This is a genomic window from Streptomyces sp. CA-142005 (genome assembly GCF_050942335.1).
Lineage (GTDB): Bacteria > Actinomycetota > Actinomycetes > Streptomycetales > Streptomycetaceae > Streptomyces.
On sequence record NZ_CP192078.1, the window covers coordinates 6,760,718 to 6,784,587 of the forward strand.

A 23,870-nucleotide genomic window follows, 5' to 3' on the forward strand; every position below is an offset into this window, starting at 1 on the left:
TAGGTGGCCCGCGATCCGCGGCGGGCCGAGAGCTGTGCTCGCTTACCTCATCAGGCGGTTGTTCGCCGCCGCAGTGATGCTCGTGGTCATCGTCATGGTGGTCTTCGGCATCTTCTTCCTCATCCCCAAGTGGGCGGGGGTGGACATCGCCTCGAGCTTCGTGGGCAAGCAGGCCGACCCGGCCGCCGTCGAAGCGGTGCGGGTGAAGCTGGGACTCGGCGACCCGATCTACACCCAGGTCTGGCATTTCTTCAAGGGCATCTTCGTGGGCCGCACCTACGCGGCCGGCGGTGACGTCACCCGATGTGCCGCGCCGTGCTTCGGCTACTCCTTCCGCAGTGAGCAGGCCATCTGGCCGCTGCTGACCGACCGCTTCCCGGTGACCCTGGGACTCGCGCTCGGTGCGGCCGTGCTGTGGCTGGTCTTCGGTGTGGCGGCGGGCGTGCTCTCCGCGCTCAAGCGGGGCAGCCTCTGGGACCGCGGCGCGATGCTCGTGGCGCTGTCGGGTGTCTCCCTTCCCATCTACTTCACCGGCATGCTCGCCTCGGCGGTCTTCGTCTTCGGCCTGCACTGGATCGACGCGCAGTACGTCCCCCTGGACAAGAGCTTCAGCGGCTGGTTCGGTGCCATGATCCTGCCCTGGATCACCCTCGCGTTCCTGTACGCGGCGATGTACGCCCGGATCACCCGCGCCACCATGATGGAGATCCTCGGCGAGGACTACATCCGCACGGCGCGCGCGAAGGGCCTCAAGGAGCAGACCGTCATCGGCAAGCACGCCATGCGCTCCACGATGACGCCCATCCTCACCATGCTCGGCATGGACCTCGGCGCCCTCATCGGCGGCGCCATCCTGACGGAGTCGACGTTCAACCTGCCCGGTCTGGGCCAGGCGGTACTCGGCGCCATCAAGAACCAGGACCTGCCCATCATCCTGGGCGTCACCCTGATCACTTCTCTCGCGGTTCTGCTCGCCAACCTCGTGGTGGACATCCTGTACGCCGTGATCGACCCCCGAGTGAGGCTGTCATGACCGAACTCAGCAAGACCGGAGCCGCCGTGGGCGAGCCGACTGCCACACACACGCCGTCCGCCTTCCTCGAAGTGCGCGACCTGAAGGTGCACTTCCCGACCGACGACGGCCTGGTCAAGTCCGTGGACGGGCTCAGTTTCCAGCTGGAGAAGGGCAAGACCCTCGGCATCGTCGGCGAGTCCGGCTCCGGCAAGTCGGTGACCTCGCTCGGCATCATGGGCCTGCACACCGCCGGCCAGTACGGCAAGCGCAAGGCGCAGATCTCGGGTGAGATCTGGCTGGACGGCACCGAGCTGCTGTCCGCGGATCCCGACCATGTGCGCAAGCTGCGCGGCCGCGAGATGGCGATGATCTTCCAGGATCCGCTGTCCGCCCTGCACCCGTACTACACGATCGGCCAGCAGATCGTGGAGGCGTACCGGATCCACCACAACGTCGACAAGAAGACCGCTCGCAGGCGAGCGGTCGAGATGCTCGACCGGGTGGGCATTCCGCAGCCCGACAAGCGCGTCGACAACTACCCGCACGAGTTCTCCGGCGGTATGCGTCAGCGTGCGATGATCGCGATGTCGCTGGTCAACAACCCCGAACTGCTCATCGCGGACGAGCCGACGACCGCCCTCGACGTGACCGTCCAGGCACAGATCCTCGATCTGATCCGCGATCTGCAGAAGGAGTTCGGCTCCGCGGTCATCGTCATCACCCACGACCTGGGCGTCGTCGCCGAACTGGCCGACGACATCCTGGTGATGTACGGCGGTCGCTGCGTCGAGCGGGGACCGGCGGAAAAGGTGTTCTACGAGCCCCGGCACCCCTACACCTGGGGCCTGCTCGGCTCGATGCCGCGCCTCGACCGTGAGCAGCAGGACCGCCTGATCCCGGTCAAGGGCTCCCCGCCCTCATTGATCAACATCCCGTCCGGCTGTGCCTTCAACCCCCGCTGCCCGTACGCGGACATCCCGAAGGACAACGTCACCCGCACGGTCCGCCCCGAGCTGACCGAGGTCGGCAGCAAGCACTGGGCCGCCTGCCACATGAGCAAGGAGCAGCGGGAGCGTATCTGGACCGAAGAGATTGCGCCGAAGCTGTGAGTGACGAGAAAGCAGTGACGATTCCTGCGCAGGGCAAAGGCGCCGACCGCGCCGACGGCGAGGTGCTGCTGAAGGTCACCGGCCTGCAGAAGCACTTCCCGATCAAGAAGGGGCTGCTTCAGCGTCAGGTCGGCGCGGTGCACGCGGTCGACGGCATCGACTTCGAGGTCCGGGCCGGCGAGACGCTGGGCGTCGTGGGCGAGTCCGGCTGCGGCAAGTCCACGATGGGCCGGCTGATCACCCGGCTGCTCGAACCGACCGGCGGCAAGGTCGAGTTCGAGGGTGAGGACATCACGCACCTCGGTGTGGGGGGCATGCGCCCGCTGCGCCGGGACGTGCAGATGATCTTCCAGGACCCGTACTCGTCGCTGAACCCGCGCCACACCATCGGCACGATCATCGGCGCTCCCTTCCGGCTGCAGGGCGTCGAGCCCGAGGGCGGCATCAAGAAGGAGGTCCAGCGGCTGCTGTCGGTGGTCGGTCTCAACCCCGAGCACTACAACCGCTACCCGCACGAGTTCTCCGGCGGTCAGCGCCAGCGCATCGGCATCGCACGTGCGCTGGCCCTGAAGCCGAAGCTGGTGGTCGCCGACGAGCCGGTCTCCGCCCTGGACGTGTCGATCCAGGCCCAGGTCGTCAACCTCATGGACGACCTCCAGGAGGAGCTCGGCCTGACGTACGTGATCATCGCGCACGACCTCTCGGTCGTCCGGCACGTCTCGGACCGGATCGCGGTCATGTACCTCGGCAAGATCGTCGAGCTGGCCGACCGGGACTTGCTGTACAAGGCGCCGATGCACCCGTACACCAAGGCGCTGATGTCGGCGGTGCCGATCCCGGACCCGAAGCGGAAGAACGCGAAGAGCGAGCGCATCCTGCTCCAGGGCGATGTGCCGTCCCCGATCGCGCCTCCTTCCGGCTGCCGTTTCCACACGCGCTGCTGGAAGGCGACGCAGATCTGCAAGACGACCGAGCCGCCGCTCATCGAGCTGAAGCCCGGCCAGCAGGTCGCCTGTCACCACCCCGAGAACTTCGAGGACCAGGCCCCGCAGGACACGGTCCTGCTCTCCGCCGCCAAGGAGGCGTCGGAGCTGGTCCCGGACGCGGTCCTCGAGGAGTCGGCGGAGACGTCGGCGGCGGTGGCGGCAGCGGTCGCGGCCGAGGCTGACGCCGAGGACACGGCGGCGGAGGAGCCCACGGCTGAGGCCGAGGCGTCGGTGAGCGAGACCGAGGCCACTGCCGAGGGCGACACGGCGGAGGCCGACGCCGAGGCTCCGGCGGAGGAGCCCGAGGCCGACGCCGCCGAGCCCGCGGCGGCCGACTCCCAGGAGTCAACCGACAAGTAACGCATGACAACTGGGCAAAGTCATGTACATGCCTGAACGGGGGAGTGCAGAGTCGACCGTGTCCGTCTACTGACCGGCACACGCTCGAAAGGGACGACTCATGGCACTCTCCCGTTCGGCACGCTTAGGGGCCGTCGCCACCGCGGCGGCCTCCTTCCTTGTGGTCGCAGCCTCCTCCGCCCCCACTCCGGGCGCCGCAGGCATCGGTGACCCGTACTTCCCGCAGCTCGGCAACGGCGGCTTCGACGCCCGCCATTACGACCTGGACATCGCCTACGCCCCGGACACCGGCCGCCTGGACGGCCGGACCACCCTCACTGCGATCGCCACCCAGAACCTCTCCTCCTTCGACCTCGACCTCCAGAAGCTGGAGATCACCCGGGTCGAGGTCGACGGCAGACGCGCCCGGTTCACGCGCGACGGCGACGAGATCACCGTCATCCCGCGCGGCACCCTCTCCAAGGGCCGCGAGTTCACCGTGTCCGTCACCTACGGCGGCATACCCGAGCCCCTCGGCGGTCCCATCGTCTTCGGCTCCAAGTACGGCTGGATGAAGACCTCCGACGGGGTCTTCGTCGCCTGTGAGCCCAACGCCGCCTCCACCTGGTTCCCGTCCAGCGACCACCCCGCCGACAAGGCCACCTACGACATCCGGATCAAGGCGCCGAAGGGCCTGACCGGCGTCTCCAACGGCCGGCTGGTGTCGACGTACGACAAGGGCGGTTCGACGTACACCCATTGGCGCGAGTCGAGGCCGATGGCGAGCTACCTCGCCACGGCCACCGTCGGGAAGTTCGACGTGCGCACCGGACGGACCCCCGGCGGCATCCCGGTCTACGTCGCGATCGACCCGGTGCTGAAGGACGGCAACAGCGTCGACGTGTACGCCGTCACCGCCGCCGCCACCGACTACTGGTCGCAGGTCTTCGGGCCGTACCCGTTCGAGGAGACCGGCGCGATCGTGGACGACATGCCCGAGGCCGGGTTCTCGCTGGAGGTGCAGAGCAAGCCCGCCTACTCGGCCGTGCGCAGCGAGACGACGATCGTGCACGAACTGGCCCATCAGTGGTTCGGCGACTCGGTGAGCGTGGCGCGGTGGAAGGACATCTGGCTCAACGAGGGCTTCGCCACCTACGCCCAGTGGCTTTGGGCGGAGCACCAGGGGACCAGGTCGGCGCACGACTCCTTCCGCGCCGCCTACGACGCCCGCCCCGCCGACTCGTCCTTCTGGCAGATCGAGGTCGCCGACCCGCAGCGCGACACGATGTTCGCCTCCGCGGTCTACCAGCGCGGCGCGATGACGCTGCAGATGCTCCGGGAGCGGATCGGCGACCGGGCCTTCTTCCGGCTGCTGCCAGCCTGGACCAGGCTCCACCGGTACGGCAACGCGGACACCGCCGACTTCATCCGTCTCGCCGAGCGCGTCAGCGGACGGAAGCTGGGCGACCTCTTCCACACCTGGCTGTTCACCACAGGGAAACCCGCCCTGTGACCTGTCTTTGTAAGGTTCACACCCTTCGACAGGTGAGAATGTAGGGGTGCAGCTCCAGCAACTCTTCAGTCCCTCCGTCCAGCACACGCTCGATGTCATCGGCATCTTCGTGTTCGCGATCTCCGGCGCGCTGCTGGCCGTCCGGAAGAACTTCGACATCTTCGGCATCGCCGTGCTCGCCGAAGTCACCGCGCTGGGCGGGGGACTGTTCCGCGACGTGGTCATCGGGGCCGTACCCCCGGCCGCCTTCACCGACCTCGGGTACTTCCTGACCCCGCTGCTCGCCGCGCTCGTCGTCTTCTTCCTGCACCCGCACGTGGAACGCATCCAGGCGGCGGTGCTGGTCTTCGACGCGGCCGGCCTCGGCCTGTTCTGTGTCAGCGGTACGACGAAGGCGTACAGCTACGGCCTCAACCTGACCGCGTCGGCGACCCTGGGCCTCGCCACCGCCGTCGGCGGCGGCGTCCTGCGGGACGTGCTGGCCAACGAGGTGCCCTCACTGCTGCGCTGGGACCGCGACCTGTACGCGGTCCCGGCGATCGTCGGCGCCACGATGGTGGTGCTGTGCATCCGCTACGACGTCCTGACCCCCCTCACCAGTGGGCTCGCGGCCGTTACCGCTTTTGTGCTGCGCCTGCTCGCGATGCGGTTCCACTGGCGAGCGCCGCGCGCGTGGAACCGCCGGTCAACGGTGACCGAGGAGTAGTCCCGGTGGTTCCGGTTCCGGTGGTTCCGGCGGCGTCGCCGGTAAGAGCACCGGTGGCTCCGGTAAGAGACCGGTCCCGACCCCTGGCGTGGTTCTGGCCCATCTGCAGGGTCAGCCAGCGGAACACCGTGTCGACCTGGGGCCGCCACAGCGCCATGTTGTGGCCGCCCGCGCTGCGCGGCAGGAACACCACGTGCACGGTCGTGGGCGCCTTGGCGACGGCCTGCAGGGCCACGCCCGCCTGATAGCCGTCACCGGACTCACCGGAGATGTAGAGCGCGATCCGGGGCGGCACCGCGGCCTTCTTCAGCAGCAGGTAGGGGTTGTTCTCGCTGCGCAGGACCGGGGTCTGCGAGGCGAGGGAGTTGCGCTCGCCGATCGGGTCGTTGTAGCCGGACAGGCTCACGGCGGCCCGGTAGCGGTCCGGGTGGGCCACGGCCAGCTTGACCGCGCAGTGCGCCCCCGCCGAGTAGCCGGCGACGGCCCAGCCCTGCGGCGCCGGCTGGGCCCGGAAGTTGTCCATGACCATCTTCGGCACGTCGATGCTGAGCCAGGTGTCGGCGTTGACCTGTCCGGGGATGTTCGCGCAGCCGGTGTCCACGCCGGCCAGCAGGTTGGTGCGCGGGGCGACCAGGATGAAGGGCGCCACCTGCCCGCTCCTCATCAGCGGCAGCAGCTGCTCATGGGCCTTCATCGCCCCGAACCACGCCTTCGCCGAACCGGGATAGCCGGGCAGCAGCTCCACCACCGGGAACTTCTTGTTGCGGTAGGCCGGCTCGTCGTACTGCGGCGGCAGCCAGACGTAGACCTCGGCGTTCACCCCGGAGACGCGGCCCCTGAGCTGGGTGACGCGCACTCCGCCGGCCGCGCGCATGCCCGGACCGTCGGCCGCCGTGAAGGTCTGCCTGACCTTGGGCAACCGTTTCACCGCTATTCCGCCGGTTCCGTCGCTGCCCAGGTCCTGGGCCTGCTGGACGTGGTTGCCGGTGCCGAGCAGGTCGGCCCAGTTGTCGTACAGGTTGTTCTGGTTGTTGACCAGCACGAAGATCAGCGTGACGGCGGTGCCCTGGGCGAACAGGAGCATCAGCAGCCGGACCGAGGTACGCAGGGGCTTGGGCCCGCGCACCCGCGACCACAGGACGAGCGGCAGTATCAGTGCGACCACGGCCAGCACGATGGTCGTGTAGAGGAACGGAGTCCCGGTGAGGCTCATGTCCCCATAGAGGGAAAACCGCGGCCCGGGGTTGTGGACGTGTCCGGACACTTACTTAGAAATTGCCGGAACCTCACCCAGGAGGCGGAGCCGTCCCGGCGGAACGGCCGATGAAAACAGGAAAGCTACCGCTTAGTAGTTTCCTGTTGTACCGTTCATCCATGCCAGAAGCAGCTTCCGCACCCTCCCCGTCGCGGGCCGTGATCGGCGACAGCGAGTTCGACCGCGACACCGCGGTCAGCCGGCGCGAACCCGGTGTCTACGACATCGACCTCTCCGCCGGCTGGACCATCATCAACGCCGTCAACGGCGGGTATCTGCTGGCCGTGCTGGGCCGGGCCCTCGCGGACACGCTCCCGCACCCGGACCCCTTCACCATCTCTGCGCACTACCTGACCGCCTCCCAGCCCGGCCCGGCGGTCGTCCGCACCGAGACGGTCCGCACCGGCCGCACCCTGTCCACCGGCCAGGCGTCCCTGTACCAGTACGACGACGAGGGCAACGAGGTCGAACGCATCCGCGTCCTCGCCTCCTACGGCGACCTCACCGCCCTCCCCGACGACGTCCGTACGACGGCGACACCGCCGCCGATCCCTCCCGTGGACCAGTGCTTCGGACCCGAGGACGGCCCCGCCCCGGTCGACGGCAGCTCGGCCATCGCCGGCCGCCTGATGCTCAAGCTGGACCCGGCCACCCTCGGCTGGGCCCTCGGCGCCCCCTCCGGCAAGGGTGAGATGCGCGCCTGGTTCGGCCTGGCCGACGGCCGCGACCCCGACCCCCTGTCCCTGCTGCTGGCGGTGGACGCCCTGCCGCCCACGGCCTTCGAACTCGGCCTCAAGGGCTGGGTCCCCACCGTGGAACTCACCGTCCACGTCCGCCGCCGCCCGGCCCCCGGCCCGCTGCGGGTGTCCATCACCACCCGCAACCTGGCCGGCGGCTTCCTGGAGGAGGACGCCGAGGTCTGGGACAGCGACGACCACCTGGTCGCCCAGTCCCGCCAGCTGGCCAGGGTGCGGCTCGGCTGACGCACGTCACCGGTGGTTCGGCCGGATCGGGCCCGGGTCGGCGCCGGGCGGCCGCAGGCGCCGGCGCGAAGGCGCGTGCGGCCGCCGGCCGCCTTCCGGGTGCCGGGCGCGTTGTGGCTGGGCGCGCCCGCGCGGCGGGGCCACACAGCGATACGCCCCTGCGCCCGCGACGCCGGCGGCGCGGGGCCTTACTCAGACTCGGCTGAGCGGGGTGCGTCCCAGCCAGGCCGCCAGTTCCCGGTAGGCGTCGGCGCCCGTGGGGGCCTCGCGGCGGGCGGCGAAGGGCGTGTCGGCGTCCCGCGGCCGGGAGTCCGGCAGGACCTTGCGGGCGGTGGCGAGGGCGAACTCGGCGAGCTCCGGGTCGAGTTCGAGCGGCTGGCCGAGGGCCTCGGCGAGGTCCCAGGTGTGGGTCACGAGCTCCATGACATAGCCGGAGAGCGCCCCGTGGCCCGGCACCTCGCCCCACGGCACCCGCACCGGGGACGTCATCCGCTCGTCGCCCGCCCAGGCCCTCAGGACGCGGACGCGTACCTCGTCGTAGGCCGCCGCCCAGCCGTCGTCCGGGACCCCGGGAGCGGTCGGCTTCACCGCCATTCCGTCGCCGCCTTCCCCGACCACCGCGATCCGCCGGGTGCCGCCGACGATGTGGCCCAGCAGGGCCCGTACGTCGAACTCGGAACAGGGGGTCGCACCGGTGAGGTCTTCAGGACGCACGGTCTTGATGAGGGCCGCCGCCTGCTCGGTGGCACGGGCGTAGACGGGGCGCGGGTCGGTGAAAGCGGTGGTGGTCATGGCGTGCCTCTCTGTGTATGACGCGACTCGGGAGGGCGTCCTCGCGAGCCGGTGGGGACAGGATCGCGGGATAACCTGACATCCCCCGTCAACATTTGCGAGCGGCTCGCCGAGGGCGCGATCCTGGGCGCGTGAAGTCCGACCGGCTGCTGTCGATCCTGCTGCTCCTGCAGACCCGGGGCCGCGTCCCCGCGCACGAACTCGCCGACCGGCTGGAGGTGTCGGTCCGCACCATCTACCGGGACATCGAGGCACTGTCCGCCTCCGGCGTCCCGGTGTACGCCGAGCGCGGCCGGCACGGCGGCATCGAACTGCTCGCCGGCTTCCGCACCGACGTCACCGGGCTGACCGCCGACGAGTCCCGCGCCCTGTTCATCCTGGCCGCCCAGGGCGCCCACGCCGCGCTCGGCCTCGACGCGGCCCTCGGCTCCGCCCTGCGCAAGGTGATGGCCGCGCTGCCCGCGCCGCACCGGCCCGCCGCCGAGGTGACCAGCCGCCGCATCCTGGTCGACGCCACCCGCTGGAAGAGCGGCCCCCAGCAGGCCGTCGACCTGGAGGTCCTGCAGGACGCGGTCTTCGCCGACCGGCGCCTGAGGCTGCGCTACCGGCACAGCGGGGATCGGGAGCCGCGGACGTACACCGTGGACCCGTACGGCCTGGTCGCCAAGGCCGGGGTCTGGTACCTGGTCGCCGACCGGCGGGGAGCGCCCCGGCTGTTCCGGGCCGACCGGATCCGTTCGGCCCGGCCGCTCGACGAGCCGGTGCGGCGCCGGCCGGGCGTCGAACTCGCGGACGTCTGGGAGGTGTTGCGCCGCCAGGTGGAGGACCGGCCCGAGGACGGGATCGACGTCACGGTCCGGGTGCGGCGGGCGCGCCTCGACATGTTCCAGCGCGTGATGGCGGCGCAGCTCACCGAACTCCCCGACGACGACGGCGAGAGCGACTGGGTCACCGCCCGGCTGACCTTCCCGGTGCCGCGCGCGGTCCGCCAACTCCTTGCCTTCTCGGACCAGGTGGAGCTGCTGGACCCGCCCGAGGCCCGCGCGGAGCTGCTGGCGGCGGCCCGTTCCGTCACGGCCTTGTACCAGGAGGGCCCCTCGACCCGGGATTGACAGCCGGCGGACAGGACGGGCCCAAGTACCGCCAAGGCGGCGTTGGTTGAGTGCGGCTCCTCAGGACTTCCGCATCCTCATCGGAGCTGACCCTCATGAAGCGTGCCCGTCTCGTCCCGGCCGTCGCCCTGCTGGCGCTGTCCCCGCTGCTGCTGACCGCCTGCGGCTCGGGCGACTCGTCCACCTCCTCCGGTGGCAACTCCGGTCGGCAGCACGCCTGTCAGGTGCCGTCCGGCATGCTCACGGGCGGCGCCGGCCGCCGACCGAGCGGGATGCCGTCCGGTGCGCCGTCGGGTGCGCCGTCGGGCGCGCCCACCGTGCGGCCGACCGGCACGCCCAGCGGTGTGCCCTCGGGCATGCCGAGCGGCGCGCCCGGTGGCCCGGGCGGCCAGGGCGGTCCCGGCGGCGGCCAGGGTGGGGGCTGTGGTGGGCCTGCCGGGGGACAGGCCGGAGGACCGGCCGCGGGGCAGTCCGGCGGGCAGGTCCAGCAGGGCTGAGTCAGGGCGGGGGTGTACGGCGAAAGGGGCGGTGCGCGCCGGGCGTGCCGTCCCTGCCCTCTGCCCGGGGCGGCTCAGTCCAGCCAGTGGCCGCGGCCGATGGAGATGAGCCGCAGCTGCCGGGTGGCGAGCTGGGTGACGCGCTCCCGTTCCTCCGCCGGCGCCTCCAGGGCCTCCAGGAACAGCGAGGCCGTGATCAGCATCTGGTCGACGTAGAGGTGCGCCAGCATCAGCAGGTCGTCGTCGCTCCAGCCCGCGGCCTCGGTGTCCTTGGCCAGCTCGGCCTTCACCTCCTCGGCGAACCGGACCAGTTGGGCCCGGATGGCCTCCCGCACCGGCTGCACGCCGCCATGCCGTTCCCGCGCGATGAACCGGACGTGTGCGGGGTACTCGTCCACATGACGGGCGATCAGCTCGATCGCGCGCGTGATGCGCTCCTCGCTGCCGCCCGCCGTGGACACCGTCGTCCGCACCATCGGGTGCAGGCTGCCCAGCGCCTCGTCGACCAGCGCCACACCGAGGTCGGCGGTCGAGCGGAAGTGCCGGTAGAACGCGGTCGGCGCGACGCCGACGGCCCGGGTGACCTCACGCAGACCCAGGCTGCTCAGGCTCTGCTCCTCCAGCAGCGCGAGCGCGGCGTCGAGGAACGCCTGCCGGGTCTTCTGCTTCTGCGCCTGCCGGATGCCGAGGGTGTGACTCATGTCATCCAGTTAACAACTGTTCTCTGGAATTGGGAAGCCGGGGAGCGCGCTACAGTAGAAGTCAGTGAACAATTGTTACTACAACTGTTCACCGAAATTTCACACCGGCCCGATACGAGGTATCTCGGAGGGGGGATCTGATCCCATGCTGTTCCTCGTCGCCGCTCTCATGCTGCTCGGTGTCGTGCTGGGCACCGTGGCCCACGCACCGCTGACCGTCACCGCCGCCATCGCCGCCGTCATCGCCGTCTGGCTCGGCGTCTTCGCGATCCGCGAGCGCCTCGGCCGCCGGCGCCGTACGCCGGCCAACTGACCGTCCGCCACGACTTCCAGGAGCTGAGCACCATGCAACTCACCGCACCGGTCACGAGCGGCAACGACACCCGCCCGGCCGCGCGCGACGCCGACGGCATGGCCGTGGCGTCCTTCATCCTGGGCCTTCTCGGCCTGCTCGTCCTCAACATCTTCCTCGGCCCGATCGCCATCGTCCTGGCCGCCGTCGCCCTCTGGCGCGGCACCACCCGCCGCGGCCGGGCCCTGCTGGGCCTGACCCTGGGCGTGGCCGACCTGGCCGTCCTGGCGATCGCCATGCAGGTCTCCCACACCCTGTCGTGGAGCCTGTGACCCACCGAACCACCCCCTGACCGGCCAGGGCCCCGAGGACGACGGGGCCACCGGCCGAACCACGAACACCACACGGTTCACACCGCCAGTCAGCGACCAGCCACCACGCCACGCCGGAAGCAGCCGCCCCCGCCACCACTGATGCAGCCGTGGGGCAGCCCGCCCCGTTCCCGCTACCGCCTTCCCGCCGTGGGGGACTGGGCCCGCCGCCAGTGGCACCGTCGCCATCGCCGTGGGGCAGCCGCCCCGCCCCGGCCCCCGCCGTTCTCGCCGCGGAGCCCATCACCGCGGCCACCGCCGTGTGACAGCGGCCGCCACCACCGGTACCGCCGCCCCCCGCCGTGGGCAGTCGTTCCGCTGGGGCGGAACGGGTGGGCACGGCCGACAGCACGGGGTGCCTCGCCACCAAGCTCAGGTGCAGCGCGGGCAGGGCGCACGGCGAGGCCAGCGCAGGGCACCGAGGCCCGGGTGCGGTCGGCGAAAGGCGCACCGCCGAAGTCGACTGCGAGGGGGCCGTAGAATCAGGGCACCATGGCTTACCTCGACCACGCCGCGACAACCCCGATGCTCCCGGAGGCGGCAGAGGCCCTGACCGCCCAGTTGAGCATCACGGGCAACGCCTCCTCACTCCACGCATCCGGCCGGCAGGCGCGCCGCACGGTCGAGGAATCCCGCGAAACCCTCGCCGAAGCGCTCGGCGCCCGCCCCAGCGAGGTGGTGTTCACCTCGGGCGGCACCGAGGCCGACAACCTCGCGGTGAAGGGCCTGTACTGGTCCCGCCGCGACGCCCACCCGGCCCGCACCCGCGTCCTGGCCAGCCCCGTCGAACACCACGCCGTCCTCGACGCCGTGCACTGGCTCGGCGAGCGCGAGGGCGCGACGATCGAGTACCTCCCCGTCGACTCCTACGGCCGCGTCCACCCCGACGCCCTGCGCGAGGCCATCGCCCGCAACCCCGACGACGTCGCCCTGGTCACCGTGATGTGGGCCAACAACGAGATCGGCACGATCCTGCCGGTCCGTGAACTCGCAGAGGTGGCCGCCGAGTTCGGCATCCCGATGCATGCCGACGCGGTCCAGGCCTTCGGTCAGGTCCCGGTCGACTTCGCCGCCTCAGGCCTCGCCGCGATGACCGTCTCCGGCCACAAGATCGGCGGCCCGTACGGCATCGGCGCCCTGCTGCTGGGCCGCGACCAGACCCCCGTACCCGTCCTGCACGGCGGCGGCCAGGAGCGGCACGTCCGCTCCGGCACCCTCGACGTGCCCGCCATCGCCTCCTTCGCCGTCGCCGGACGGCTCGCCGCCGAGCGGCGGGAGTGGTTCGCCAGGGAGATCGGCGCGCTGCGCGACCAGTTGATCGCGGCCGTCCGCGGTGCCGTCCCCGACGCGATCCTCGGCGGCGACCCGGCGGCGGAGGGCCGCCTGCCGGCCAACGCGCACTTCACCTTCCCCGGCTGCGAGGGCGACTCCCTGCTGCTTCTGCTGGACGCCCAGGGCATCGAGTGCTCGACAGGTTCCGCCTGCACCGCGGGCGTCGCCCAGCCCAGCCATGTCCTGCTCGCCACAGGCACCGACCCGGACCTGGCCCGCGGCACGCTGCGCTTCTCCCTCGGCCACACCTCCACGGAGGCGGACGTCGAAGCGGTCGCCAAGGCGATCGGCCCGGCGGTGGAGCGTGCCCGGGCGGCGGGGCTCAGCTGAGGACGCGAGCGAGGCACCGGGACACGAAAGCGACCTACGAGGCGGGTTCCCTTCGCCGGCATTGTCCGGATCAGGTTCTGGGGGTCGCCTTCCGGTCCAGTCGCAGTGACTGTTCCTTCCGGCCTCTCAGCCCGAGCGTCGATGTCGGCACCAGCGGAGATGGTGTACCTCTCCTTGAAGAGAACAGATATCTCGCGCTGAAGTCGGCTACTCCGCTTGGGCTCCCTCACTCGTCTCGTAGGTCTTGCCTTCAGCATAGAACCGCCCATACCAGACAAAAAAGGGCCTAGTCCTTGATTTTTTCCAGATATCTCTTCCAGTCCCAGTGCGGCCCCGGATCGGTGTGGTCCGTCCCCGGCACCTCCGCATGCCCGACGATGTGCTCACGGTCCACGGGTATGCCGTACCGCCCGCATATCGCCGCCGTCAGCCGCGCCGAGGACGCGTACATGGCGTCCGTGAAGGAGGACGCGTCCTCCACGAAGCCCTCGTGCTCGATGCCGACACTGCGCTCGTTGTACTCCCGGTTGCCCGCGTGGAAGGCCACGTCCAGCTCCCGTATCAGCTGGGTGATCCGTCCGTCCTTGCGCACGATGTAGTGCGCCGCCGCGCCGTGCGCAGGGTCCTGGAAGACCTTCACCGCGCTCGCGTAGCCGCCCTGCGTGACATGGATGACGACCCGGTCGACCGGGTAGTCGTCCGGCCGGTCCGCCCGCCGGTAGTTGGCCGGGGAGGCCGGCACCCAGCGCGCGCCCCGGAAGTCCACGGCCCCCGCCACCCTGGGCCTCTCCACGCCGGGCAGCCGCCACCACAGGTGCGTCAGCTCCTCGCGGGCCAGCGCGGCCGCGCCGACGGCGGCCGCCGCACCGCCGACGAGCAGGGCCCGCCGCCCCAGCCGCCGGTCGGTGTCGCCCTCGAGCCGCCGATCCGCAGCACTCACGCCCGCCCCCTCCACGGTCCGTCCTGCCCGGCCCGTCCGTCCCGGCCGCCCTGTTCCTGTTCCACCCTGTTCCGCCCCTCGTGATCGTCAACGGATATCCGGCGGTCCCGGTTCCCACGGCCCCGTACCCTGGAAGAGTTATGACTGAGACCCCGCAGCGCCCCCTCCGCGTCCTCGCCGCCATGTCCGGTGGAGTCGACTCCGCCGTCGCCGCCGCGCGCGCCGCGGAAGCCGGCCACGACGTCACCGGCGTCCACCTCGCGCTCTCCGCGAACCCGCAGTCGTTCCGGACCGGCGCGCGGGGCTGTTGCACCATCGAGGACTCGCGTGACGCCCGCCGCGCGGCCGACGTCATCGGCATCCCCTTCTACGTCTGGGACCTCGCCGACCGCTTCCGCGAGGACGTGGTCGAGGACTTCATCGCCGAGTACGAGGCCGGCCGCACCCCGAACCCGTGCCTGCGCTGCAACGAGAAGATCAAGTTCGCCGCGCTGCTCGACAAGGCGCTGGCCCTCGGCTTCGACGCGGTCTGCACCGGTCACTACGCCAAGGTGATCGTCCGTGAGGACGGCTCCCGCGAGCTGCACCGCGCCTCCGACATGGCGAAGGACCAGTCGTACGTCCTCGGTGTGCTGGACGAGAAGCAGCTCGCCCACGCGATGTTCCCGCTCGGCGACACGGTCACCACCAAGGAGGAGATCCGCGCCGAGGCCGAGCGCCGCGGTCTCGCGGTCGCCAAGAAGCCCGACTCGCACGACATCTGCTTCATCGCCGACGGCGACACCCAGGGCTTCCTCGCCCAGCGCCTCGGCAAGGCGGAGGGCGACATCGTCGACGAGTCCGGCGCCAAGCTGGGCACGCACGAGGGCGCGTACGGCTTCACCATCGGCCAGCGCAAGGGCCTCAGGATCGGCACCCCGGCCCCCGACGGCAAGCCCCGCTACGTCCTCGACATCTCGCCGGTCAGCAACACCGTCACCGTCGGCCCCGCCGCCGCCCTGGACGTCACCGCCCTCACCGCGATCAAGCCCCGCTGGTGCGGCACCGCCCCCACCGGCCCGGCGACCTACACGGCCCAGCTGCGCGCCCACGGCGGCGAGACCGAGGTCACCGCGGAGCCGGTCGACGGCGAGCTGCGCGTCACCTTCACCGAAGCGGTCCGCGGCGTCGCCCCCGGACAGGCGATCGTCCTGTACGACGGCACGCGCGTCGTCGGCTCGGCGACGATCGCGTCGACCACGCGCGCGGCGGCCGCGACGGTGTAGTCGGCACGGCGACGGCCGCCTAGCCCGCGAAGAACTCCGCCAGCACCGGCCCCAGGACGTCCGGCTCCACCATGTGCGTCTGACCCGCCAGCTCGCGGTAGACACCGTCGGGCACCGCCCTGGAGACCTCCCGGGACGCCTCACGCATCCACTCCGGGCTCGCGCCGCCCGCGACCGCCAGCACCGGCACGGAGATCGCGGCGAGCCGGTCCCGGGGGAGCAGGCCGTCGCCCATGACCGTGTCGTCGTAGGCGAGACTCGGCGCGACCGCCTCCATGCCGGCCCACATCGGCGACTGGCGGGCGCGCTGGATCATCTCCTCGGCCAGACCCGTAAGCCGCAGGAACAGCTCCACCGCGTCCCCGCGCCGGTCCTCCGAGAGCGCCTTGTTCAGCTGCTCCTTGTACGTGGCCTCCCGCTCGGCGCCTCCCTGAAGGAAGTCGGCGTAGGGCACCTCGTACACGGCGGCCCGGCCGGCCGGCAGCCCGCTCGCCACCGCCCGCAGTACCAGCGCGCCGCCCGAGGAGACCCCGAACAGCGCCGCGTCGCCTCCCACGGCGTCGATCAGCGCGGCCAGGTCCTCGACCTCGCGCTCGACCGCGTACGGCTTCGTGTCACCGCTCTCGCCGCGGCCCCGGCGGTCGTAGACGACGGCCGTGCAGCGGCCCGCGAGCCGCTGCGCCAGGGGCGCCACGGTGCCACCGGTGGACATCGCGCCGCTCACCAGGATCACCGTCGGCCCCTGACCGGTCACTTGGTACGCGAGGGCCGTTCCGTCCCGCGAAGTCGTCTTCTTGTCCATGTCGGTGCAGACTGCCGTACCGGCACGGGCTCATCGCTCACGACACGTCGACGTCGTAGAAGCAGAAGTGATCCTTGATCTCCGCCACCCCCGGCTTCGGCTCCGGGTACGCCCACACCAGGTCCGGCGCGTCCGGCAGGGACCAGTAGGACGCCGTGCCCTTGAAGGGGCACACGGTGTGCGTCTCGGAGGGGGTCAGCAGATCGAGGCGTACGTCCTCGGCGGGGATGTAGTACCGCACCGGGGAGCCCGTCTCGCGCAGGACCAGCGGTCGGTCGGTTTCCGCGAGCACCTGGTCTCCGTGCACCACGCGCACGTGCTGCTCGCTCTTGTCGATGGTGATCGTGTGTCCTTCTGCCATACAGGGACAGCACCGGCGGGCCCGTGATTCTTCCCGCCCGGTGCGCCCGACCGGCAGGGCTTGCCCGGCACGCCCGCCCGGCACGGACGGTGCGGCAGAGCCGTACGGTAGGGGCCATGAACATCTGCGTCTTCCTGTCCGCCGCCGACCTCGACGAGCGCTACACGCGCCCCGCGCGCGAGTTCGCGGAACTGATCGGCAAGGCCGGCCACACCCTGGTGTGGGGCGGTTCCAACGTCGGTCTGATGAAGGTCGTCGCGGACGGGGTGCACCAGGCGGGCGGCAGGCTGCTGGGCGTGTCCGTGGAGTTCCTCGCCGCCAAGGCGCGGCCCGGCGCCGACGAGATGGTCATCGCCGCCGACCTCGCCGAACGCAAGAAGCTGCTGCTGGAGAAGGCCGACGCCGTGGTGATCATGGTGGGCGGGACCGGCACGCTGGACGAGGCCACCGAGATCCTGGAGCTGAAGAAGCACGGCCGCACCGACAAGCCCGTCGTCCTGCTGAACACCGCGGGCTTCTACGACGGCCTCAAGCAGCAGTTCCGCCGCATGGAGGACGAGGGCTTCCTGCCGCGGCCGCTGTCCGAGCTGGTGTTCTTCGCCGAGGAGCCGGTCGGCGCGCTGGCCTACCTGGAGGAGTCGTTCGGCATCCGCTGATGCGAGCATGGCGGGCATGGCTACTCATGTGATCACCGGGGCCGGGTCCGGCATCGGCGCGGCCGTCGCCCGCAGGCTGCACGCGCGCGGGGACGAACTCTTCCTGCACGCGCGTGACGCGGGCCGCGCGAAGGAACTCACGGCGGACTTCCCCGGCGCCCGCACCCTGGTGGGAGACCTCGCGGACCCGGACAAGCTGTCCTGGGCGTTCTCCCACCAGACCCTCCCGGACCGTGTGGACTCGCTGCTGCACATCGCCGGGGTCGTCGACCTGGGCGAGGTCGGCGACCTGACCCCCAGGTCCTGGCACCACCAGCTCAACGTCAACCTGGTCGCCCCCGCGGAGCTGACCCGGCACTTCCTGCCCCAGCTGCGTGCGGCCCGCGGCCATGTGATCTTCGTCAACTCCGGCGCCGGCCTGAGCGCCCACGCCGGCTGGTCCGCGTACGCCGCCTCCAAGCACGGCCTGAAGGCCCTCGCCGACTCCCTGCGCCACGAGGAGCACGCCAACGGCGTCCGGGTCACCTCGGTCTACCCCGGCCGCACGGCCAGCCCGATGCAGGCCAAGGTCCACCGGCAGGAGGGCAAGGACTACGACGCCTCGAAGTGGATCGACCCCGAGTCGGTCGCCACGACGATCCTGATGGCCCTGGACCTGCCCGGGGACGCGGAAGTCAACGACCTGACGGTGCGCCCGGGGCGCTGACCCCGGCCGAAGGGTTCCGTAGGCTTCCGGGGTGAGCGAAAACAGCCAGTTGAAGTTCCCCGGCGCCACCGGAATCGGATCCATGCCCGGCGGCGACGCCAGGGAGGCCGCCAAGACCGTCACCGGCAGCTTCGAGGACTTTCCGTATCTGGCGGAGCTGCCCGCGCGCGGACCCGGTGCCGACATGATCGGCCGCACCGCCGGGATGCTCGTCGAGCTGTACGCGCGCGTGGAGCCCAGCGGCTGGCGCATCGGGGACCGGCCGGGCCGGGACACCAAACGGGCGCGGTCCTGGCTGGGGGAGGACCTGGACGCCCTGGAGGAGTTCACCCAGGGGTACGAGGGCGACCTGAAGGTGCAGGCGGTCGGGCCCTGGACCCTGGCCGCCGCCCTGGAGCTGAAGAACGGCGAGGCCGCGCTCTCCGACCCCGGTGCCTGCCGTGATCTCGCCGGCTCCCTCGTCGAGGGGCTGCGGCTGCACCTGGCCGAGGTCGGCCGCCGCATCCCCGGCGCCCGGCTCGTGCTCCAGCTCGACGAGCCCTCCCTGACCGCCGTCCTGCGCGGACAGGTCCGCACCGCGAGCGGCTACCGCACGCACCGGGCCGTGGACCGGCAGATCGTGGAGGCCACCCTGCGCGACGTGATCGGGGCCCACGACGGCGGGCCCGTGATCGTGCACTCCTGCGCCCCCGACGTGCCGTTCGCCCTCCTGCGGCGGGCCGGCGTCGCAGGCGTCTCCTTCGACTTCTCGCTGCTCACCGAACGTGACGACGACGCGATCGGCGAAGCCGTCGAGGGCGGCACCCGGCTGTTCGCCGGTGTCGTGCCGGGCACGGACGGCCCATTGTCAGACCCTGCCGGTAGCGTCATGGGTGTCAGGACGCTGTGGCGCAGGCTGGGACTGCATCCGGGGCTGCTCGCCCAGGCGGTCACGGTCACCCCGGCGTGCGGTCTGGCGGGCGCTTCCCCCGCCTACGCACGGCAGGCGCTCGCCCACTGCGTCCGGGCGGCGAGATCCCTCGCGGACAACCCAGAGTAACGGGAGGACAACACGGTGGCCGGCGACAAGCAGCAGGCGGAGACGGCAGTGCCCGCCGAGGCACGTGACAAGCACGCGCAGCTCGCTGAGCAGATCGAGGAGCACCGCTTCCGGTACTACGTGAAGGACGCTCCCGTCATCAGCGACGCGGAGTTCGACGAGCTCCTGAAGACTCTTCAGGCCCTGGAGGAGCAGTATCCGGAGCTGCGCACCCCGGACTCGCCGACCCAGAAGGTCGCGGGGTCGTACGAGACGGAGTTCACCGCGGTCGAGCACCGCCAGCGGATGCTGTCCCTCGACAACACCTTCAACGACGAGGAACTGGCCGCCTGGGCCGACCGCATCGTGCGCGAACTCGGCGACCAGAAGTACCACTTCCTGTGCGAGCTGAAGGTGGACGGCCTCGCGGTCAACCTCACCTACGAGCACGGCCGGCTCACGCGCGCGGCGACGCGCGGCGACGGCCGCACCGGCGAGGACATCACGCCCAACGTCCGTACGATCGCCGAGATCCCGGACCGTCTGGGGGGCGACGAGGTGCCCGAGCTCGTGGAGATCCGCGGCGAGGTCTACTTCCCGATGGAGAAGTTCCTCGAACTGAACGAACGCCTGGTCGCCGCCGGTGACAAGCCGTTCGCCAATCCCCGTAACGCCGCCGCCGGTTCGCTGCGCCAGAAGGACCCGCGCGTCACCGCCACCCGCCCGCTGCACATGGTCGTCCACGGCATCGGCGCCCTGGAGGGCTTCACCGGCCTGACCCGCCTGTCCCAGGCCTACGACCTGCTGAAGACCTGGGGCCTGCCCACCTCCCCGCACAACCGCGTGGTCGACGACCTCGACGGCGTACGCGAGTTCATCGCCCACTACGGCGAGAACCGCCACTCCGTGGAGCACGAGATCGACGGTGTCGTCGTCAAGCTGGACGAGATCCGCCTGCAGGGCCGGCTCGGCTCCACCGCGCGTGCCCCGCGCTGGGCGATCGCCTACAAGTACGCGCCGGAAGAGGTCAACACCAAGCTCGTCGACATCAAGGTGGGCGTCGGCCGTACCGGCCGGGTCACGCCGTACGCCCAGGTCGAGCCGGTCACGGTCGCCGGCAGCGAGGTCGAGTTCGCCACCCTGCACAACCAGGAGGTCGTCAAGGCCAAGGGCGTCCTCATCGGGGACACGGTCGTCCTGCGCAAGGCCGGTGACGTCATCCCGGAGATCCTCGGCCCGGTGGTCGACCTGCGCGACGGCAGCGAGCGGGAGTTCGTGATGCCGGGCGAGTGCCCCGAGTGCGGCACCCCGCTCAGGCCCATGAAGGAGGGCGACATCGACCTCCGCTGCCCCAACGCCCGTACCTGCCCGGCCCAGTTGCGCGAGCGCGTCTCCTACCTCGCCGGCCGCGAGTGCCTGGACATCGAGCACTTCGGCGCGGTGGCCGCCGCCGCGCTCACCCGCCCGCTGGAGCCGGCCGACCCGCCGCTGGTGGACGAGGGCGACCTGTTCGACCTGACGGTGGAGAAGCTGCTGCCCATCAAGGCCTATGTCCTCGACCCCGACAGCGGTCTGCCCAAGCGGGACCCCAAGACGGGCGAGGAGAAGGTCGTCACGGTCTTCGCCAACCAGAAGGGCGAGCCGAAGAAGAACACCCTCGCCCTGCTGGAGAACATCGAGGCCGCCAAGGCCCGCCCGCTCGCGCGCTTCCTGAACGGACTGTCCATCCGGCACGTCGGACCGGTCGCCGCACAGGCCCTCGCCCGCGAGTTCCGCTCCATCGACCGCATCGAACAGGCCACCGAGGAAGAGCTCGCGACCACCGACGGCGTCGGCCCGATCATCGCCGCCGCGCTCAAGGAGTGGTTCGCCGAGGACTGGCACCGCGAGATCGTCCGCAAGTGGAAGGCCGCCGGAGTCCCGCTGGAGGACGCCTCGACCGGCGAGGACGAGGGCCCGCGCCCGCTGGAGGGGCTCACGGTCGTCGTCACCGGCACGCTGGAGAACTTCACGCGTGACGGCGCGAAGGAGGCACTGCAGAGCCGGGGCGCGAAGGTGACCGGATCGGTCTCGAAGAAGACCTCGTTCGTCGTTGTGGGCGACAACCCGGGATCAAAGTACGACAAAGCCATGCAATTGAAGGTTCCGGTCCTGAACGAGGACGGTTTCGGCGTCCTTTTGGAGCAGGGCCCCGAAGCGGCGGCCGAAGTCGCGCTTCCGGCCGAGTAGTAGCGGTTGAAGGCCACCCGTTCGGCGCATATCAGTTGCATACGGGTGGCTCGGGCGCATTCGGGCAACCGTCGACGACCGGTGCCCGTGGAAGCCTTCCGCGGCCTACTGTTGAGATGTGCACCTGCCGTGCCCAGCTGCGGTTGGGGCATCCCCGTGCGCTTCCGGCGTGCGAGGAAGGTTTCTTCAACGCGGAGCTGCTGATGGCTGTCGGACATCGGGCCGCGTGGCGTGGGCACCGCCGGCTGTGAGAGGGACGGGAATGGAACCGACCGAGAGCGTCGCCCCGGACTCACGGCTGCGGCTGCGCCGGCGCGTGTGCACCTGGCGGGCGACCCGCTGGACGGGGCGGGGCCACGGGCGCACGGGCGGCCGGGCCCGCGCGGCCGGACCGCGCACCGCCACCGACGCCCGCCCGCCGATACCCCTGGCCATCGAGCCCACCCCCGCACTGACCGGCGCCGAACCCGAACGGCACCTGTCCTGGCCCACCTTGCCCGCGGCCGTCGTGGCCGCCGCCGCGTTCGTCCTCGGCGCCGGCTTCTTCCGCGCCTTCTCCGGCCACCACGCCCTCTTCCCGAGCGGCACGGTCGGCTGGGCGCTGGCCCTGCTCACCGGTGTCATCGTCGGCCACCTCGTCATGCTGGGCCGCGCCCGCTGGTGGCGCGGAACCGGCTCCGGCGCCGCGCTCACCCTCGCCGTACTGCTGCTCTACGGCTGGGTGCCGGCCGGCATGGTCAGCCTCACCGTGGTCGTCCTGGTCGGCATCGCCCGGCGCCACCACTGGCAGCAGGGCGTGCTGCACGGCGCGGTGGACATCCTCGGCATCGGCGCCGGCGCACTGCTGCTCGGCCTGTTCGGCCGCGTCCCCAGCGTCGAGACGCCCTGGCGGCCGGACACCTGGAGCTTCGCCACCGCGCCCGAGGTGGTCCTCGCCGCCGTCGCCTACCTGGGCGTCAGCCGCGGCCTGCAGTGGTACCTGTACGCGCCGCGCGGCGGCGGAGTGCCCACCGTGGCCCGTACCGCCCTGGTGAGACAGGGCCTGGTCGCCGTCGCGCTGCTCGGCATCGCGCCGCTGCTGTGCGTCGTCGCCGAGGCCCAGCCGGTCCTGCTCCCGCTGTTCGCCATCCCGCTCATCGCGCTGGACTCCACCCTGTGGATGGCACGCGCGCGTGCCGAGGAGCAGCTGCGCGACCCGCTCACCGGGCTGCCCAACCGGCAGTGGCTGCTGGAGCGGATCTGGACGGCCCTCGACGACGCCGAACGCATCGGCGCCCGTTCCGCCCTCATGCTGATCGACCTCGACCGTTTCCGGTCGGTGAACGACACCCTGGGGCATCTCGCCGGTGACCGGCTGCTGCTCCAGATAGCCGACCGGCTGCGGCTCGCCCTGCCGCGCGGGGCGGAGGCCGCGCGGCTCGGCGGCGACGAGTTCGCCGTTTTACTGCCCGTCGCCGACTCCACGACCTCGGCCACCCGTGTCGCCCGCGGCCTCGTCGCGGCGCTCAGCTCCCCGCTGGACCTCGACGGGCTCACCCTCGTCCTGGAGGCCAGCGCCGGGGTGGCCGTCTTCCCCGACCACGCGCTGGACGCCGAAGGGCTGCTGCGGCGGGCCGATGTGGCGATGTACCAGGCGAAGAGGGACCGTACGGGCGTCGAGGTGTACGAGTCCAAGCGGGACTCCAACACCCCGGACCGGCTCGGTCTGCTGGGCGACCTGCGCCGGGCGCTGGACGCGCACGAGGTGCAGCTGCACTACCAGCCCAAGGTCCGCTTCGACGGACAGGTCGCCGGCCTGGAGGCGCTGGTGCGCTGGGTGCACCCCGAGCGCGGGAAGGTTCCGCCGGACGAGTTCATAGCGATCGCCGAGTCCTCCGGACTGATGCCCCATCTGACGGAGTACGTGCTGGAGACCGCGCTCGGGCAGGTCGCCGAGTGGCGTGCGCAGGGGCTGCGGGTGCCGGTCGCCGTCAACGTCTCCCCGCGCGACGTCCACACGCCCGGTTTCGCTGGGTCGGTCGCCGCGCGGCTGGCCCGGCACGGGGTCCCCGCGGGTGCCCTGCAGCTGGAGATCACCGAGCATGTGCTGCTGGAGGATCCGCAGCGGGCCGCGGACACCCTGGCGGCGCTCACCGGGCACGGCGTGAAGATGTCGCTGGACGACTTCGGCACCGGGTACTCGTCGCTGGTGCATCTGCGGCGGCTGCCGGTGAGCGAGCTGAAGATCGACCGGTCGTTCGTGGCGCGGCTGGCCGTTGACGCCGAGGACGCGGAGATCGTGCGGTGCACCGTGGATCTCGCGCATTCGCTGGGGTTGCTCGTCGTTGCCGAGGGCGTCGAGGACGACGAGACCTGGGAGCGGTTGCGGGATCTCGGGTGCGACGCCGTGCAGGGCTGGCTGGTCGCTACGGCGATGCCGCCCGAGGAGACGACGGCGTGGCTGCGGGCGCGGGGGTCCCGGGGGTGGCAGCGGCCGCGGGCGGCTCTGCCGGCCGCCGAGTAGGTCTCCTGCCCGCCCGCCCGTGCTGCCTGGCCGCAGGGCGGGCGTCTGCCGTCCTTT

At 71.3% G+C, this 23,870-nt stretch carries 23 protein-coding genes; 17 read left to right on the top strand and 6 right to left on the bottom strand.

Annotation, left to right across the window (positions count from 1 at the left end):
• Positions 1-34: 34 nt before the first annotated feature.
• From ACQPXS_RS31630 to ACQPXS_RS31650, 5 genes are all read left to right on the top strand, one after another.
• Positions 35-1,033, top strand: coding sequence for an ABC transporter permease (locus ACQPXS_RS31630; protein WP_433452685.1), 999 nt, complete (start codon positions 35-37; stop codon positions 1,031-1,033).
• Positions 1,030-2,124 carry an ABC transporter ATP-binding protein gene (locus ACQPXS_RS31635; RefSeq protein WP_356315349.1) on the top strand — a complete coding sequence of 365 codons (1,095 nt, stop codon included), beginning with the start codon at positions 1,030-1,032 and terminating at the stop codon, positions 2,122-2,124. Before ACQPXS_RS31630 ends, ACQPXS_RS31635 begins: the two co-directional genes overlap by 4 nt.
• Before the next feature lie 14 nt (positions 2,125-2,138).
• Positions 2,139-3,470 (top strand): ABC transporter ATP-binding protein, encoded by a 1,332-nt coding sequence (locus ACQPXS_RS31640; RefSeq protein ID WP_433452688.1) that lies wholly within the window; start codon positions 2,139-2,141, stop codon positions 3,468-3,470.
• A 100-nt stretch (positions 3,471-3,570) separates the two neighbouring features.
• Complete coding sequence (locus ACQPXS_RS31645) at positions 3,571-4,962, top strand: M1 family metallopeptidase (RefSeq protein WP_433452689.1); 1,392 nt, start codon at positions 3,571-3,573, stop codon at positions 4,960-4,962.
• Positions 4,963-5,008: 46 nt separating this feature from the next.
• On the top strand, positions 5,009-5,668 hold the full coding sequence (locus ACQPXS_RS31650) for a trimeric intracellular cation channel family protein (RefSeq protein WP_356315340.1): 660 nt from the start codon (positions 5,009-5,011) through the stop codon (positions 5,666-5,668).
• Here ACQPXS_RS31650 and ACQPXS_RS31655 read toward each other — a convergent pair.
• Complete coding sequence (locus tag ACQPXS_RS31655) at positions 5,577-6,881, bottom strand: alpha/beta hydrolase (RefSeq protein WP_433452691.1); 1,305 nt, start codon at positions 6,879-6,881, stop codon at positions 5,577-5,579. The genes ACQPXS_RS31650 and ACQPXS_RS31655 overlap by 92 nt on opposite strands.
• 161 nt (positions 6,882-7,042) lie before the next feature.
• On the opposite strand from ACQPXS_RS31655, the gene ACQPXS_RS31660 reads away from it, so the two are divergent.
• Positions 7,043-7,906, top strand: coding sequence for a thioesterase family protein (locus tag ACQPXS_RS31660; protein ID WP_433452693.1), 864 nt, complete (start codon positions 7,043-7,045; stop codon positions 7,904-7,906).
• A gap of 192 nt (positions 7,907-8,098) precedes the next feature.
• On the opposite strand, the gene ACQPXS_RS31665 is transcribed toward ACQPXS_RS31660, so the two are convergent.
• Positions 8,099-8,698: a TIGR03086 family metal-binding protein gene (locus ACQPXS_RS31665; RefSeq protein WP_433452694.1), complete on the bottom strand. Its 600-nt coding sequence runs from the start codon at positions 8,696-8,698 to the stop codon at positions 8,099-8,101.
• 131 nt (positions 8,699-8,829) lie between these two features.
• On the opposite strand from ACQPXS_RS31665, the gene ACQPXS_RS31670 reads away from it, so the two are divergent.
• Positions 8,830-9,810, top strand: a complete 981-nt coding sequence (locus ACQPXS_RS31670) for a helix-turn-helix transcriptional regulator (RefSeq protein ID WP_433452695.1) — start codon at positions 8,830-8,832, stop codon at positions 9,808-9,810.
• 95 nt (positions 9,811-9,905) lie between these two features.
• Complete coding sequence (locus tag ACQPXS_RS31675) at positions 9,906-10,307, top strand: hypothetical protein (RefSeq protein ID WP_433452697.1); 402 nt, start codon at positions 9,906-9,908, stop codon at positions 10,305-10,307.
• Between the two features lie 74 nt (positions 10,308-10,381).
• Here ACQPXS_RS31675 and ACQPXS_RS31680 read toward each other — a convergent pair whose 3' ends face one another.
• On the bottom strand, positions 10,382-11,008 hold the full coding sequence (locus ACQPXS_RS31680; protein ID WP_356315322.1) for a TetR family transcriptional regulator: 627 nt from the start codon (positions 11,006-11,008) through the stop codon (positions 10,382-10,384).
• A gap of 145 nt (positions 11,009-11,153) precedes the next feature.
• Here ACQPXS_RS31680 and ACQPXS_RS31685 point away from each other — a divergent pair, with 145 nt between their 5' ends.
• From ACQPXS_RS31685 to ACQPXS_RS31695, 3 genes are all read left to right on the top strand, one after another.
• On the top strand, positions 11,154-11,321 hold the full coding sequence (locus ACQPXS_RS31685) for a hypothetical protein (protein WP_351810329.1): 168 nt from the start codon (positions 11,154-11,156) through the stop codon (positions 11,319-11,321).
• A gap of 32 nt (positions 11,322-11,353) precedes the next feature.
• Positions 11,354-11,632 (top strand): DUF4190 domain-containing protein, encoded by a 279-nt coding sequence (locus tag ACQPXS_RS31690; protein ID WP_351810326.1) that lies wholly within the window; start codon positions 11,354-11,356, stop codon positions 11,630-11,632.
• A 531-nt stretch (positions 11,633-12,163) separates the two neighbouring features.
• Positions 12,164-13,333 carry a cysteine desulfurase family protein gene (locus ACQPXS_RS31695; RefSeq protein WP_390683217.1) on the top strand — a complete coding sequence of 390 codons (1,170 nt, stop codon included), beginning with the start codon at positions 12,164-12,166 and terminating at the stop codon, positions 13,331-13,333.
• 286 nt (positions 13,334-13,619) lie between these two features.
• Here ACQPXS_RS31695 and ACQPXS_RS31700 read toward each other — a convergent pair whose 3' ends face one another.
• On the bottom strand, positions 13,620-14,273 hold the full coding sequence (locus ACQPXS_RS31700; RefSeq protein WP_433452701.1) for an N-acetylmuramoyl-L-alanine amidase: 654 nt from the start codon (positions 14,271-14,273) through the stop codon (positions 13,620-13,622).
• A gap of 140 nt (positions 14,274-14,413) precedes the next feature.
• Here ACQPXS_RS31700 and mnmA point away from each other — a divergent pair, with 140 nt between their 5' ends.
• Entirely contained in the window at positions 14,414-15,538 is a 1,125-nt protein-coding gene (mnmA, locus tag ACQPXS_RS31705) for a tRNA 2-thiouridine(34) synthase MnmA (RefSeq protein WP_433452702.1), read from the top strand.
• 19 nt (positions 15,539-15,557) lie between these two features.
• Here the strand turns inward: mnmA and ACQPXS_RS31710 are convergent, their stop codons facing one another.
• Entirely contained in the window at positions 15,558-16,340 is a 783-nt protein-coding gene (locus tag ACQPXS_RS31710; protein WP_433452704.1) for an alpha/beta fold hydrolase, read from the bottom strand.
• A 37-nt stretch (positions 16,341-16,377) separates the two neighbouring features.
• The gene (locus ACQPXS_RS31715; protein ID WP_433452706.1) at positions 16,378-16,701 is read right to left on the bottom strand and encodes a DUF427 domain-containing protein; all 324 of its coding nucleotides are present in this window, start codon (positions 16,699-16,701) and stop codon (positions 16,378-16,380) included.
• Positions 16,702-16,817: 116 nt separating this feature from the next.
• On the opposite strand from ACQPXS_RS31715, the gene ACQPXS_RS31720 reads away from it, so the two are divergent.
• The 5 genes from ACQPXS_RS31720 (at position 16,818) to ACQPXS_RS31740 (ending at position 23,813) form a co-directional block, all read left to right on the top strand.
• Positions 16,818-17,357, top strand: a complete 540-nt coding sequence (locus ACQPXS_RS31720) for a TIGR00730 family Rossman fold protein (protein WP_351810308.1) — start codon at positions 16,818-16,820, stop codon at positions 17,355-17,357.
• Positions 17,358-17,364: 7 nt separating this feature from the next.
• On the top strand, positions 17,365-18,063 hold the full coding sequence (locus ACQPXS_RS31725; RefSeq protein WP_433452709.1) for an SDR family oxidoreductase: 699 nt from the start codon (positions 17,365-17,367) through the stop codon (positions 18,061-18,063).
• 31 nt (positions 18,064-18,094) lie between these two features.
• Complete coding sequence (locus tag ACQPXS_RS31730) at positions 18,095-19,102, top strand: methionine synthase (protein ID WP_433452711.1); 1,008 nt, start codon at positions 18,095-18,097, stop codon at positions 19,100-19,102.
• 15 nt (positions 19,103-19,117) lie between these two features.
• Positions 19,118-21,310: an NAD-dependent DNA ligase LigA gene (ligA, locus tag ACQPXS_RS31735; protein WP_351810300.1), complete on the top strand. Its 2,193-nt coding sequence runs from the start codon at positions 19,118-19,120 to the stop codon at positions 21,308-21,310.
• Between the two features lie 262 nt (positions 21,311-21,572).
• A complete protein-coding gene (locus ACQPXS_RS31740) occupies positions 21,573-23,813 on the top strand; it encodes a putative bifunctional diguanylate cyclase/phosphodiesterase (protein WP_433452716.1) in 2,241 nt (746 codons plus the stop codon).
• Positions 23,814-23,870: the final 57 nt, after the last annotated feature.

Excerpts from the sequence above, each read along its gene's own strand:
- ACQPXS_RS31665 (WP_433452694.1), bottom strand. The coding sequence starts at position 8,698 with ATGACCACCACCGCTTTCACCGACCCGCGCCCCGTCTACGCCCGTGCC.
- ACQPXS_RS31680 (WP_356315322.1), bottom strand. The coding sequence starts at position 11,008 with ATGAGTCACACCCTCGGCATCCGGCAGGCGCAGAAGCAGAAGACCCGG.
- ACQPXS_RS31660 (WP_433452693.1), top strand. The coding sequence starts at position 7,043 with ATGCCAGAAGCAGCTTCCGCACCCTCCCCGTCGCGGGCCGTGATCGGC.
- ACQPXS_RS31635 (WP_356315349.1), top strand. The coding sequence starts at position 1,030 with ATGACCGAACTCAGCAAGACCGGAGCCGCCGTGGGCGAGCCGACTGCC.
- ACQPXS_RS31690 (WP_351810326.1), top strand. The coding sequence starts at position 11,354 with ATGCAACTCACCGCACCGGTCACGAGCGGCAACGACACCCGCCCGGCC.
- ACQPXS_RS31725 (WP_433452709.1), top strand. The coding sequence starts at position 17,365 with ATGGCGGGCATGGCTACTCATGTGATCACCGGGGCCGGGTCCGGCATC.
- ACQPXS_RS31685 (WP_351810329.1), top strand. The coding sequence starts at position 11,154 with ATGCTGTTCCTCGTCGCCGCTCTCATGCTGCTCGGTGTCGTGCTGGGC.
- ACQPXS_RS31675 (WP_433452697.1), top strand. The coding sequence starts at position 9,906 with ATGAAGCGTGCCCGTCTCGTCCCGGCCGTCGCCCTGCTGGCGCTGTCC.
- ACQPXS_RS31710 (WP_433452704.1), bottom strand. The coding sequence starts at position 16,340 with ATGGACAAGAAGACGACTTCGCGGGACGGAACGGCCCTCGCGTACCAA.
- ACQPXS_RS31740 (WP_433452716.1), top strand. The coding sequence starts at position 21,573 with ATGGAACCGACCGAGAGCGTCGCCCCGGACTCACGGCTGCGGCTGCGC.
- ACQPXS_RS31695 (WP_390683217.1), top strand. The coding sequence starts at position 12,164 with ATGGCTTACCTCGACCACGCCGCGACAACCCCGATGCTCCCGGAGGCG.
- ACQPXS_RS31715 (WP_433452706.1), bottom strand. The coding sequence starts at position 16,701 with ATGGCAGAAGGACACACGATCACCATCGACAAGAGCGAGCAGCACGTG.
- ACQPXS_RS31655 (WP_433452691.1), bottom strand. The coding sequence starts at position 6,881 with ATGAGCCTCACCGGGACTCCGTTCCTCTACACGACCATCGTGCTGGCC.
- ACQPXS_RS31645 (WP_433452689.1), top strand. The coding sequence starts at position 3,571 with ATGGCACTCTCCCGTTCGGCACGCTTAGGGGCCGTCGCCACCGCGGCG.
- ACQPXS_RS31720 (WP_351810308.1), top strand. The coding sequence starts at position 16,818 with ATGAACATCTGCGTCTTCCTGTCCGCCGCCGACCTCGACGAGCGCTAC.
- mnmA (WP_433452702.1), top strand. The coding sequence starts at position 14,414 with ATGACTGAGACCCCGCAGCGCCCCCTCCGCGTCCTCGCCGCCATGTCC.